Here is a 12564-nt window from a genome sequence, read left to right as displayed (position 1 = left end):
CTGTGCACGTGCCACCGAGTGGCACACAAGTATTATCCGGACGATATTCCGCGTCCGGTATGCGGCGGATCAGCGGGAGGCCGCCACCGAGGCCGTGACCGTGAACTTCGGGGTCCGCAGGACCTGCCGGGTCGGCCCGACCAGACGCTCCAGCACCGGCCGGTAGCGAAGGTGGCCGTTCCAGACGCACCACAGTTCACCGCCGGCCTGGAGGATCGTGGCCGCGTTCCGGAACATCGCCTCGGCCGCGTCGGTGGTCACCGTCGTGTCCGCGTGGAACGGCGGGTTGCACAGCACCAGCTGGGCAGACCCGGCAGCGAGCTCGTCGCCGGCGTCGGTGCGCAGTGCCGTCACCTGGTCGCCGACACCGTTCGCCTCCGCCGTCGCCCGCGTCGATGCCACGGCGATCCGCGACACGTCGGTCGCGACGACCTTGACGCTCGGTCGACGCAGCGCGGTCGCCGCTGCGATCACGCCGTTGCCGGACCCGAGGTCGACGACGGTCCGGGCAGTCGGCACCGCAGCGTCCATCGCCTCGAGCAATACCCGGGTGCCCTGGTCGAGCGAGGTCCCCGCGAACACCCCACCGTGCGCGACGAGCGTCATGCCGAGGTCGTCGACGTGCACCGAGCGTGGCCACGGATTGGTCGCGGCAGCTCGGTTCGCCTGCGCACGCAGCGGGTCCTGTGCGATGAGCAGCCGCGACTTCCCACGCCCGCGCGACGCCGTGACCTCGCCGAACGAGCGGCGCAGGACGTCGTTCTGCGACAGGTTCATGTACTTGACGTTGCCGCCGCACAGCAGCACGACGTCGGGAGCGGCGAACCGCGCGACCGCACGGGCGATCTCGTCGAGCCGGTCGTGGGACTTCGACAGCCGCAGCACGACGAGCCGGACGTTCCGGAAGGCGTCCTCGAGCGAGTCCGGGTGGTGGAAGCCGCGCAGCCCGAACGTGCCGGCGTTGGCCTCGAGCGCGCGCTCCCCCACGAGCGAGTCCTGCACGACCCGGATGTCCGAGGCGCCGTACTGCGTGATGAGTCCGAGCGTCAGGACCCCGAGGCGATCGTCGACGACCGCGACCTGACCGGGCTGGCGGAGCGCGTCCCCGTGCACGTGCGGTGCCTCGTCGATGAGGAACCGGTCGGTGCCGTCGATCGCGATGAGGTCCGGCGCGGATTCGTCGCGGCGGCGGAAGAGGTCGGCGAAGTCTGGCACCGCGTCAGCGTACCCGGACGGTCGACGTGCCCCGTCCATGGCATCGCACCCATGATGTCCACACTCAGGAAATATGACATATGAGTATCCTCAGAATCCCCCATCAAAGGAGCCCTCCATGGCACCCTCTCCGTTCCGGAGCGCCGCAGTCGTCTGCGGCATCGTCACCGCATCCCTCGGCGTCGGCCTGCTGACGCCCGTCACCGCGACCGCCGCGACCGCATCCGCGAGCCCGTCACCGACAGCCAGCGCCTCCGCAGGCGAGGCTTCGACCAACGAGTACCCCGAGTTCGTGGACATCCCGATCGACCCGTCCCTCAACGAGATCGAGGTGCTCCACGACTGGAGCACTCCCTACGCCTCCCGCGTCCTCGCCGGGTACTCCAACGGCCACGACATCTGGCTCATGCTGGGCGACCGCGTGCTGGACCGGAGGCCCTCGGGCGGTGCGTTCTTCCTCACGGTCCCGAACGCCCTGAAGGACGAGAACCTCGAGGTGGTCCGCATCAAGACTGCTGAAGACGGCACCCGGACCCGCAGCGACCGCATCCCGATGCCCCGCGGGATCACCGTCGACGGGCTCCAGCGGAAGAACCACTTCGATCCTGGCGTGACGCAGCTCGCGGGCAGCGCGACCGCGGGTGCCACGGTCGTCGCGACCGACAGCGAGTCCGGCGACGAACTGTTCACGACCGAGGTCAGCACCGCCCGTTCCGGCACCGGCACGTGGAGCGCCGACGCGGAGCTCAGCGACCGCGAGCACAAGATCACGCTCACCCAGACGACCCCCGAGGGCCGCACCAACCAGCTCCGCGACATCCGCTTCACCCCGGGCGAAGCCGATGCCCCCGACGCACCCACCCTCCAGACCACTGAGCGTCGTCTCGACGGGGACTTCGTCCTGTCCGGCCAGTTCGACGCCGCCACCGACTCGATCATCGTCGAGGACCAAGCCGGCGAGAAGATCGTGACCGCCGCGCTCACCTCCAACGGCTACGTCGCGAACATCCCGCAGGACCGCCTCGGGACGACCGTCCACGTCGTCGCCCTGTCCGACAACGGCACCCCGTCCCTCCGCACCGCGGCCCCCCTCGAGCAGGTGGACACCGACGCGTCGATCGCCGCCCCCACGCTCCGTGACGTCAAGGTCTACCCGGACGGCCGCGTGCAGGTCATCGGCGAGCGAGAGGACTCTGCCGGGGTCTGGATCCTCGACGGTGACCGCGTGGTCAGGGGAATCGAGCGTCAGGAGGGATGGAGCTACACGATCCCCGCCGACGAGACCGACAAGCAGCTCGACATCGTGAACCTCAGCATGGAGGGTCGGCGATTCGATGCCGTCTCCGAGCGGGTGGCTCTGCCGCGTCTGCTGCAGGTCGAAGACCTCGCCACAGAGAACACCTACCAGCCCGGCACCCGCGCGTTCACCGGCACCGCCGAAGCCGGCGCGACCATCACCGCCACCGACCAGGACGGCAACGAACTCTTCGAGACCAAGGCCACCAGCACCCGCTCCGGCACCGGCACCTGGAACGCCGACGCCGACCTCACCGCCACCACCGGCTACAAGGTCACCTTCACCCAGACCACCACCGACGGCCGCACCTCCGTCATGCCCGACATCGCCTTCACCGCCGACGCACCAGCCCCCGCCGACCTCACCGTCACCTCCCACACCGCCGACGGCACGTTCACCCCCGGCCCCCAGGTCTTCGAAGGCACCGCCACCCCCGGCGCCACCATCACCATGAACCCCTTCGGATTCGTCGACCGCTACGCCGACTACGAACTCACCACCACCGCCGACACCACCACCGGCAAGTGGCAGATCAAACGCGGCCTCGCCGACACGCCCTACACGGCCGTCGCGTTCAAGCAGACCCCCCACGACGGCGTCGTCAACGAACTGCGCAACTTCGCCCTCCACCCCGAACAGATCGTCGAAACCGGAGCAGACCTCGTCCTGACCACACCCGGCACGACCTTCACCCCCGGCACCACCCAGACCTTCACCGGCACCGCCACCCCCGGCACCACCGTCACCCTCTACCCCTTCGGCGACGACCCGCGCTACACCACCTACGCACTGACCACCACCGCCAACACCACCACCGGCGCCTGGACCATCACCCGCGCACTCGCCAACCAGCCCTACCCCGTCGTCATCACCCAGCAGGACGGCACCAACAAGATCAAGCGCATCACCCACACCATGCAACCCACCACCTGAACACCACACCACTGAACGACGAAGGACCCGGCTCTGCAGAAGAGCCGGGTCCTTCGTCTGTAGGAGCGTTCGGTCAGCGCGGCCCGCGGTACAGCACGATCTGGGTGTTCCGCTGCGGTCGCGCACCGGCCCGCAGCGACACCGCGGCTCCCGTGGTCGTCGCCGCGAACACACGTGCACCAGGCCGGTTGATGAGCTGGTCCGCCAACGCGGTCTCGAGCTCACGCACCCGATCACGCAGGTCCTTGTTCTCGTTCTCCAGTTCGAGCACCCGCCGGATCCCCTCCAGGGACACCCCCTCGGAGCCGAGCCGCGCGATCTCGCGCAGCTGCGCGATGTCGCGCATCGAGTAGCGGCGGGATCCGCCGCGGGTGCGGCCGGGCACGACGAGGCCGAGCCGGTCGTACTGCCGCAGCGTCTGCGGGTGCATGTCGGACAGCTCCGCGGCGACCGCGATCGCGAAGACGGGCGAGTTCTCGTCCATGTCGGTCATGGCGTGTTCCTTCCGTCGTTCGCGTGGTGGTGAAACCAGCCTGGAGGCCCGGTGCGGCTTCCTGACGGAGCCGCGCCGTTCCTCCAGGCTGGGTTTACTGCTGTTGGTGCGTGACGCTAGTCACGCGCCTTGGCGAGGAGGTCCTCGCGAGGGTTCTCGTCGGGCAGGACCTCCGCGAGCGCCTCGACGGCCTCGCGCTGCTTGTCCGACAGGTGTGACGGCACCGCGACCTGGATGGTCGCGAGCAGGTCGCCCGTGCCGTTCTTCGTCGCGACGCCGCGACCCTTGACGCGCAGGACGCGACCCGACGGTGTGCCGGGTGCGACCTTGAGCTTGACGGGTTCGCCGCCGAGTGTCGGCACCTGGATCGTGGCGCCGAGTGCCGCCTCCGGGAACGTCACGGGGACGTCCACGCGCAGGTTGAGTCCGTCGCGCTCGAAGACCGGGTGCTTCCGGACCGTGACGGCGACCACCAGGTCACCGGCCTCGCCGCCGTCGGGCGAGGGTTCGCCACGGCCGCGGAGCCGGATCTTCTGGCCGTCCGCGACCCCCGCGGGGATCCGGACGTTCACCGGGCGACCGTTGCCCTGCGACAGCTTGACGGTGTCGCCGGCGATCGCCGTGGTGAAGTCGAGCGTCGTCGACGCCGTGACGTCGCGACCCTTCGTCGGTCCACCGAAGCCGCGGTAGCCGCCGGAGGTCTGGCCGAAGCCACCACCACCGCCGAACATCCCGCCGAGGATGTCCTCGAAGCCGCCGGCGCCGCCCGGGCCGCCCTGGCCGAAGCGGACGCGCTGTCCGCCACCGCCGGCGCCCTGCTGGCCGAACATGCCGCCGAAGACGTCCTCGAAGCCACCGCCCTGGCCCGCGCCGCCCGCCGTGAAGCGCGCGCCGGAGCCCATGGCGCGGACCTGGTCGTACTCCTGGCGCTGCTCCTTGTCGGAGAGCACCGAGTAGGCCTCGCTGATCTCCTTGAAGCGGTTCTCCGCCGCGGCGTCACCCGGGTTGGAGTCCGGGTGGAACTGCCGGGCGAGCTTCCGGTAGGTCTTCTTCAGCTCGGCCTCCGACGCGTCCTTCGACACTCCGAGGACCTTGTAGAAGTCCTTGTCGAACCAGTCCTGACTGGCCACTGGTACCTACCTTCCGTTCCGGCTCAGGCCGGGACCGCCACCGCGACCTTGGCCGCACGGAGCACGCGCTCACCGAGCTTGTAGCCCGGCTCGACGACGTCCGCCACGGTCTGGCCGGTGGCACCCGGGGTCGGGAGCTGGACGATCGCCTCGTGGATGTTCGGGTCGAAGGCTTCACCCTTCTCGCCGATCTGCACGAGCTTGAACTTCTCGAAGCCCCCGCGGATCTTCTGACCGATGACCTGCATCGGGCCCTCGGCGAGGTCACCGTGGGCCTCGGCCCGGGTGAGGTCGTCGAGCGCCGGCAGCAGGGCCCGGACCACTTCGGCGATGGCGACCTCGCGGTTCGCTTCGCGGTCACGCTCGACGCGCTTCCGGAAGTTCACCAGCTCGGCCTGCGCACGGAGCATGTCCGCGCGCATCTCGGCGACGAGGTCGCGGTCCGCCGTGGACAGGTTGTCCTCGGCGATGCCACGAGCGGCGTCGTCGAGCAGGGCCTGGTCCTCCGGGGAGAGGTCGTTCGCCGCGTCCGCTGCCGGGCCGCCGGCGGCGGGGCCGTCGGTCGGTACTTCGACGTCGGGCCCCTCCGCCTCGATGAGGTCCTCGGGCTCGGCCGCGTTCGTGGCGTCGCCCTCGACCTGGGGCTGCGGGTCTTCAGGCACAGGCTCGCCCGGCGCGTTGTCCTTGGGATCCGTCATCGTTACTTCTTGTCCTTGTCGTCCTCGTCGTCCACGACCTCGGCGTCGACGATGTCCTCGTCGTCCGCCGGCTGCTCACCCGCGGGCTGCTCGCCACCGGCCGCGCCGGCTGCTGCGTCCTGCTGGCTGTAGATGGCCTGGCCGAGCTTGCCCTGCGACTCGTTGAGCTTGTCGAAGGCGGTCTTCACGGCCTCGTCGTCCTCACCCGCGAGCGCGGACTTGAGCGCGTCGACGTCGGCCTGCACCTCGGACTTGACGTCCTCGGGGAGCTTGTCGTCGTTCTCCTTGATGAGCTTCTCGATCGAGTAGACGAGCTGCTCGGCCTGGTTGCGACGCTCGTTGGCCTCACGACGGGCCTTGTCCTCGGCCGCGTGCTCCTCGGCTTCGCGGACCATGCGCTCGATGTCCTCCTTCGGCAGCGACGAGCCGCCGGAGATGACCATCGACTGCTCCTTGCCGGTGCCCTTGTCCTTCGCGGACACGTGCACGATGCCGTTGGCGTCGATGTCGAAGGTGACCTCGACCTGCGGGACGCCACGGGGAGCCGGCGCGATGCCGGTGAGCTCGAACGTGCCGAGCGGCTTGTTGTCGCGGGTGAACTCGCGCTCGCCCTGGAAGACCTGGATCGCGACCGACGGCTGGTTGTCGTCAGCGGTCGTGAAGGTCTCGCTCCGCTTGGTCGGGATCGCGGTGTTGCGGTCGATGAGCTTCGTCATCAGGCCGCCCTTGGTCTCGATGCCGAGCGACAGCGGGGTGACGTCGATGAGCAGGACGTCCTTGCGCTCACCCTTCAGCACGCCGGCCTGCAGTGCGGCGCCGACGGCGACGACCTCGTCCGGGTTCACGCCCTGGTTCGGGGACTTGCCACCGGTGAGCTGCTTGACGACCTCGGCCACGGCGGGCATGCGGGTCGAGCCACCGACGAGCACCACGTGCGCGATGTCGTTGACCGAGACTCCGGCTTCCTTGATGACGTCGTTGAACGGCTTCTTGGTTCGGTCGAGCAGGTCGGAGGTCATCTGCTCGAACTGTGCGCGCGAGATGGTCTCGTCGAGGTTGAGCGGACCCTCGGCCGTGAGCGTCAGGTACGGGAGCTGGATGTTCGCCGACATCTGCGACGACAGTTCCTTCTTGGCCTGCTCAGCCGCTTCCTTCAGGCGCTGCTTGGCGATCTTGTCCGTGGACAGGTCGACGCCGTGCTCGTCCTTGAACTTCTTGACGAGGTAATCGACGATGCGCTGGTCCCAGTCGTCGCCACCGAGGCGGTTGTCGCCGGAGGTCGCGCGGACCTGGATCGTCGAGAAGTCGTCGTCCTTGCCCACCTCGAGCAGGGAGACGTCGAACGTGCCGCCACCGAGGTCGAAGACCAGGATGAGCTCGTCTTCCTTGCCCTTGTCGAGGCCGTAGGCCAGGGCAGCCGCGGTCGGCTCGTTGATGATGCGGAGGACGTTGAGGCCGGCGATCTCGCCGGCGTCCTTCGTGGCCTGGCGCTCGGCGTCGTTGAAGTACGCCGGCACGGTGATGACCGCGTCGGTGACGTCCTCGCCGAGGTACTGCTCGGCGTCGCGCTTGAGCTTGCCGAGGGTGCGGGCCGAGATCTCCTGCGGCGTGTACTTCTTGCCGTCGATCTCGACGGTCCAGTCGGTGCCGACGTGACGCTTGACCGACGCGATGGTGCGGTCGACGTTCGTCACGGCCTGACGCTTGGCGGTCTCGCCGACCAGGACCTCGCCGTCCTTCGTGAAGGCGACGATCGACGGGGTGGTACGGAGCCCCTCGGCGTTCGCGATGACGGTGGGCTCGCCACCCTCGAGAACGCTGACGACCGAGTTGGTGGTTCCGAGGTCGATGCCTACTGCACGTCCCATGTGTGGTGCTCCTTCTTGCTCGAGGTAAGTCGTTGGACTTGCGTCCGATGGACTCAACTCTACTCCGGACGGGAGGCGCGTCAACTCTGGGAGCAGAAACTTGCGCTGGTCACACTCAACTCTCAGCGCGTCGGTTGCGGAACGCACTCGCCGAGCGTTGGTATTTCATGTGATATTCTGTATGTACATGCTGCGCTGGTTCGGCTGGCGCGTGCGTATCTCCCTTCCCGAACGGCCGCGCTCTGCGGCCCGTCCTGAAAGATGCACATGTCTCACAAGAAGAGGGCCTTGACGGCCTTCAAGTCCATGGGTGCGGCCGGGCTGGCCGCCGCCACCATCGTGTCCAGCCTGTCGTTCGGCGCCGCCTCCGCGACTGCTGCCGACGCAAGCCCGAAAGCGACCAGCCAAATTCAGCTCATCTTCAAGACTGGGTCTACTTACCAGTGGCCTGTGATGGGCGCTCAGCGACCGGGCTACATGTCGAGTTCGAGCCTCGAAACAGCTCTCAAGTCAGCCCCGTTGATCGACGTTTATATGCGAGACAACGGATCCTTTGGACTCACGCCCAGCGGCTATGGGTTCTGCTACGGGATCTGGGGCGGAATGCGCCTCGTCCGTACCACCACCCAGACGTGCGGTGTGTTCACGTTCGACGGCAAACACATGTACATGAACGGATCGCCCGTTGGAGCTGGTACCTCCGAAGTGTCGGGAGGGAACACCTACACGGGGCTTGCCGTTGGTGGCACCCCGATCGAGTACGTCGGCGAGACGGGCCCAATCACAAAGACATCAAACTTGGTCGCGAATGTGTCCCGAGTGAACAACATCGCGAAGAGCGCGGTGATCACGGGTACGGCCACGCCGGGTGCGAAGGTGTCGATCGGCTCGCAGGAAGTCGAAGCCAACTCCTCGGGTGCCTGGTCGATGACGGTGTCCGGCCTGGCCGCGGGCAACAACGAGCTGGTTGCGACGCAGCGTTTCCGAGACGTCCAGGTTGACCAGAAGACCGTATCCGCGACGATCGTGGAGGGCGGCGGCCTGTTCGGCGTCGACCAGGGCCCCGTCGAGCTCGAGCGCGGCGAGACCACCCAGGTGCCGTTCGTCGTCGAGAACCGCGTGAGCCGCACGGACACGAAGGGCACAGTCGTGCTCACCGCTCCCGACGGAACGACCTTCTCCGAGCAGGACACGGTCCAGGGCTCGTGGCGCCGGGTCGGCAACACCGCGTGGAACGCCTCCACCTCCATCCCGCTCACCGACGGCCGCCTGTCGAATGACAACACGACCCTGACGTTCGACGCGGACTGGGCCAGCGAGCGTCCGGCCGACCAGCAGTACCGCTTCATGGTCGGTGTCACCGCCGGTGACGAGACCCCCGAGGGCTCGAGCGCCATGGAGTTCGACTTCAGCGGCACGAGCAGCACGAACGATTTCCGCGCACAGGGCGAGACCACCACGACCGTCGCCGACGGCGAGAACGTCGCAGCCCCGACGGGTGTGGTGGAGTTCTCGAACGACGTCACCGAGAAGGCCATCGTGAAGGGTACGGGTGCCGAGGGCGCCACGATCGACCTGTTCAACGGGTCCACCAAGATCGGCACGGCGACCGTCGAGAACGGCGAGTGGTCGACCACGATCGACCCGATCGGTGCCGGCACGCACATCATCCGCGTGCAGCAGACCCTCGGCGAGGACGTGCAGAACGTCAACGTCGAGGCGGACTACCGCCAGGCTGCGGAGTTCACCACCGCCGACAACGTGCAGTTCACCGACGGCACCGTCACCGTCTCGGGTCGGTCGTCCCAGGGCGCGATCGTGAAGATCGTCACCGGCGGCAAGCAGGTGGACGAGTTCACCGTGACCGCTGCTGACGGCACGTTCACCCGTGAGCTCGAGGGTGTCGGTTCCGGACCCATCGTCCTGACGATGACCGCCGCGTCCCGTGGTGGTCTCGAGACCTCCGACACGCTGCGGGCGGAGTCCCCAGTGAAGGTCGAAGACCTGACGGTCGCCTCGCACGTCCGCGGTGGCACCTTCGTCCCCGGCCCGCAGGCCTTCACCGGTCAGGGCACCGCTGGCACCACGGTCACGCTGAACCCGTTCGGTTTCGACCCCCAGTACGCCGTTTACGACCTCACCACCACGGTGAACCAGTTCGGTGAGTGGACCATCGCCCGCGGCCTCTCCGACACCCCCTACCGGGCGATCTCGTTCAAGCAGACCGCGCAGCGCGACGTCGTGAACCAGGTGCTGAACTACGACCTCAAGCCCTTCCGGGAGATCGGCGAGCCGGGTGACCTGATGATCACCAACTTCAAGGCCGGCGACTTCTTCACCCCGGGCAACCAGGTCTTCACCGGCATCGCGACCCCCGGTGCGACCGTCACGCTGAACCCGTTCGGCTTCGCACCGCAGTACGCGCAGTACAACCTCACCACCAGCGCCGACACGACCACCGGCAAGTGGGAGATCCGTCGAGGCCTGGGCGACACCGTGTACCGCGAGTTCGCGGTCAAGCAGGACCCCGAGGCCGAGGGCAAGGTCAACACGATCGAGAAGATCACCATCGCGGCCACGGGCTGGGTCGGCGCTCCTGCCGACCTCACCCTCGCGACGACCGAGCCCACGTTCACGCCCGGCCTGGTCACCTTCTCCGGCACCGCAACCCCGGGCACCGTCGTGACGATGTACCCGTTCGGTGATGACCAGTACGCCGACTTCACCACCACCACGGTGACGAACGCCGTCGGCAACTGGGAGATCAAGCGACACATGGGCAACCAGGCGTTCCCGGCCGTCTTCACCCAGACCGACGCCGGCAACAAGGTCGACCGCATCGAGCACCGCATCACCCCGGCCAGCTAGCCGGTACCTCGGCCGGCCGTTCCGGCACGGTGGCGGCGAGCATCACGCTCGCCGCCACCGCCCCCCTTGTTCTTCCCGACTTCCTGAAGAAGGAGACTTCGTGCGATCCCGCATCATCACCGCCGTCCTCGCCGTCGGCGTCAGCGCGGCACTGCTCACCGGCTGCTCCAGCACGCCCGACGAGTCCGACAAGCCGGAACCGACCGCGACCAAGTCCGTCGCTGCTCCGGACCGTGAGACTCCGGCCCCGTACGACAACGCGTGCGACGGCGACCAGGCCGTGCTCAGCGGCGACGGCGGGCAGCACGAGCTGCCGAAGGGCTGTGACGCGGTGTCCGTCGTCAGCTCGGGCAGCGAGATCACCCTCGGCGACACGGAGTCCATCGTGGTCGAGGGCAGCAACAACGACATCACCGTTGCCTCCACGAAGAACCTGCTGCTCCTCGGGACCAACAACAAGGTCCACGTCGAGGGTGACGCACCCGAGGTCGACGACCAGGGCACCGGCAACACCGTCGACTGACCCATCTCCCACCAGCTCCACATCCGAAGGCCGTCCCGTTCCGGGGCGGCCTTCGTTCGGTATTCCGGGTTTACATATCACGTGATAGACTTCATATACCGAACAGACAGGGACACAAATGGAACTCCCCGACCTCCTGCACACGCTCCGCCGACGCTGGCTCATCGTGCTCGCGGGGACCGCGCTCGGCACCGCCGCAGCCTGCACGCAGCTCGCCCTGGCGACACCGACCTACGACGCCACCACGAAGCTGTACATCACGATCGCGGCGGCGGAGAACGGGTCCGCCACCGACCTGGTGCAGGGCGGCAACGCCGCCGAGCAGCGTGTGCGCTCCTACATCGACATCGTCACGACACCCCGCGTGCTCGAACCGGCGATCGAGTCCCTCGGGCTGAAGACCTCCGCCGCCGACCTCGCCGAGCACGTGCGCGCCGACTCCCCGAACGACACGGTGCTGCTCAACGTCACCGTGCGCGACACGTCCCCCGCGCGCGCAGCTGCGATCGCCAACGCCATCAGCACGAGCTTCACGACACTGGTCAGCGACGACCTCGAGGTCGGCAAGCCGGACGCGGAGAGCCCGGTGTCCGTCCGCACCGTCCAACCGGCCGTTGCGCCGGAGAACGCGGCCACACCGCAGCCCGCGAAGAGCGGCCTGCTCGGCCTCGGGGGCGGTCTCGCGCTCGGTCTCCTCGCGGCGGTCCTCCGCGACCTGCTCGACACGCGGATCCGCGGTCGCGCCGAGGTCGAGTCCGTGACCGACCGCCCGATCCTCGGCGTCGTCCCGAAGAGCAAGTCCGTGCAGCACACCCCCGTGTACATCCAGGGGGACCGTCGCGGACAGTTCGCCGAGGCCTTCCGGTCGCTCCGCACCAACATGCGCTTCGTCGAACAGCGGGGCGCCGAACAGGTCTTCGTCGTGACGTCGGCGAACGCCAGCGAGGGCAAGACCACCACGGCCCTCAACCTGGCGGCGGCCCTGATCGAAGGCGGTTCCCGCGTCACGGTCGTCGACTGCGACCTCCGACGCCCGGCAGTGGCAGGCCGCCTCGACCTCGAGAACGCCGCCGGCCTGACCGACGTCCTGACCGGGCGCGCCGAGCTCGAGGACGTGCTCCAGCAGTGGGGGACGACCGGTTCCGTGCTGCCCGCGGGCCCGACGCCGCCGAACCCGGGCGACCTGCTGGCCTCGCCGGCGATGGCGGAAGTGCTCCGCATCCTGTCCGTCAGCAACGACTACGTCATCCTCGACACCCCGCCGCTGCTCCCGGTGACGGACGCGGCGATCCTCGCGAGCTCGACGGCCGGCGCACTGCTCGTGACGGCAGCCGGCAAGTCCCACACGCACGACGTCCGCGACGCGCTCGAGGTCCTCGACCGCGTCGGCGCCCGCACGATCGGCATCACCGTGTCGATGGTCAAGTCGCCCCGACGCCGCGACCGCTACGAGTACCTGCACACGACCGACGAGCTGACCGGGCGACCGGGCGTCGGACGGGGCGTGCGCGCAGCAGACTGACCCACCGCCCACCGGGA

General features: G+C 68.4%; 9 protein-coding genes. 4 read left to right on the top strand and 5 right to left on the bottom strand.

The annotated features are described in order from the left end of the window. Window positions 1–69: 69 nt before the first annotated feature. Window positions 70–1215 carry a class I SAM-dependent methyltransferase gene (locus ACGH48_RS02485; RefSeq protein ID WP_396290052.1) on the bottom strand — a complete coding sequence of 382 codons (1146 nt, stop codon included), beginning with the start codon at window positions 1213–1215 and terminating at the stop codon, window positions 70–72. 118 nt (window positions 1216–1333) lie between these two features. Between ACGH48_RS02485 and ACGH48_RS02480 the strand changes: the two genes are divergently transcribed. Beyond that, the gene (locus ACGH48_RS02480) at window positions 1334–3445 is read left to right on the top strand and encodes a hypothetical protein (protein ID WP_396290051.1); all 2112 of its coding nucleotides are present in this window, start codon (window positions 1334–1336) and stop codon (window positions 3443–3445) included. Between the two features lie 73 nt (window positions 3446–3518). On the opposite strand, the gene ACGH48_RS02475 is transcribed toward ACGH48_RS02480, so the two are convergent. The 4 genes from ACGH48_RS02475 to dnaK form a co-directional block, all read right to left on the bottom strand. Continuing rightward, window positions 3519–3929: a heat shock protein transcriptional repressor HspR gene (locus ACGH48_RS02475; RefSeq protein ID WP_123312152.1), complete on the bottom strand. Its 411-nt coding sequence runs from the start codon at window positions 3927–3929 to the stop codon at window positions 3519–3521. Between the two features lie 125 nt (window positions 3930–4054). Continuing rightward, on the bottom strand, window positions 4055–5068 hold the full coding sequence (locus ACGH48_RS02470) for a DnaJ C-terminal domain-containing protein (RefSeq protein ID WP_396290050.1): 1014 nt from the start codon (window positions 5066–5068) through the stop codon (window positions 4055–4057). A gap of 23 nt (window positions 5069–5091) precedes the next feature. Continuing rightward, window positions 5092–5766 (bottom strand): nucleotide exchange factor GrpE, encoded by a 675-nt coding sequence (locus tag ACGH48_RS02465; protein ID WP_396290048.1) that lies wholly within the window; start codon window positions 5764–5766, stop codon window positions 5092–5094. Window positions 5767–5768: 2 nt separating this feature from the next. Next, window positions 5769–7634 carry a molecular chaperone DnaK gene (gene dnaK / locus ACGH48_RS02460; protein ID WP_123310494.1) on the bottom strand — a complete coding sequence of 622 codons (1866 nt, stop codon included), beginning with the start codon at window positions 7632–7634 and terminating at the stop codon, window positions 5769–5771. 819 nt (window positions 7635–8453) lie between these two features. Here dnaK and ACGH48_RS02455 point away from each other — a divergent pair. The 3 genes from ACGH48_RS02455 (at window position 8454) to ACGH48_RS02445 (ending at window position 12547) form a co-directional block, all read left to right on the top strand. Continuing rightward, complete coding sequence (locus tag ACGH48_RS02455) at window positions 8454–10502, top strand: hypothetical protein (protein ID WP_396290047.1); 2049 nt, start codon at window positions 8454–8456, stop codon at window positions 10500–10502. A gap of 100 nt (window positions 10503–10602) precedes the next feature. Beyond that, a complete protein-coding gene (locus ACGH48_RS02450; protein ID WP_396290046.1) occupies window positions 10603–11025 on the top strand; it encodes a DUF3060 domain-containing protein in 423 nt (140 codons plus the stop codon). Window positions 11026–11143: 118 nt separating this feature from the next. Next, complete coding sequence (locus tag ACGH48_RS02445; RefSeq protein WP_396290045.1) at window positions 11144–12547, top strand: polysaccharide biosynthesis tyrosine autokinase; 1404 nt, start codon at window positions 11144–11146, stop codon at window positions 12545–12547. The last annotated feature ends 17 nt before the right edge of the window (window positions 12548–12564 follow it).

This window comes from Curtobacterium pomorum (genome assembly GCF_044497295.1).
GTDB lineage: Bacteria > Actinomycetota > Actinomycetes > Actinomycetales > Microbacteriaceae > Curtobacterium.
Note: the sequence above shows the minus strand (reverse complement) of the source record. Positions and strands in the feature narration are given on the sequence as shown.

Coding starts and splice junctions, on each gene's coding strand:
- ACGH48_RS02480 (WP_396290051.1), top strand. CDS start 1,334: ATGGCACCCTCTCCGTTCCGGAGCGCCGCAGTCGTCTGCGGCATCGTC.
- ACGH48_RS02475 (WP_123312152.1), bottom strand. CDS start 3,929: ATGGACGAGAACTCGCCCGTCTTCGCGATCGCGGTCGCCGCGGAGCTG.
- ACGH48_RS02465 (WP_396290048.1), bottom strand. CDS start 5,766: ATGACGGATCCCAAGGACAACGCGCCGGGCGAGCCTGTGCCTGAAGAC.
- dnaK (WP_123310494.1), bottom strand. CDS start 7,634: ATGGGACGTGCAGTAGGCATCGACCTCGGAACCACCAACTCGGTCGTC.
- ACGH48_RS02445 (WP_396290045.1), top strand. CDS start 11,144: ATGGAACTCCCCGACCTCCTGCACACGCTCCGCCGACGCTGGCTCATC.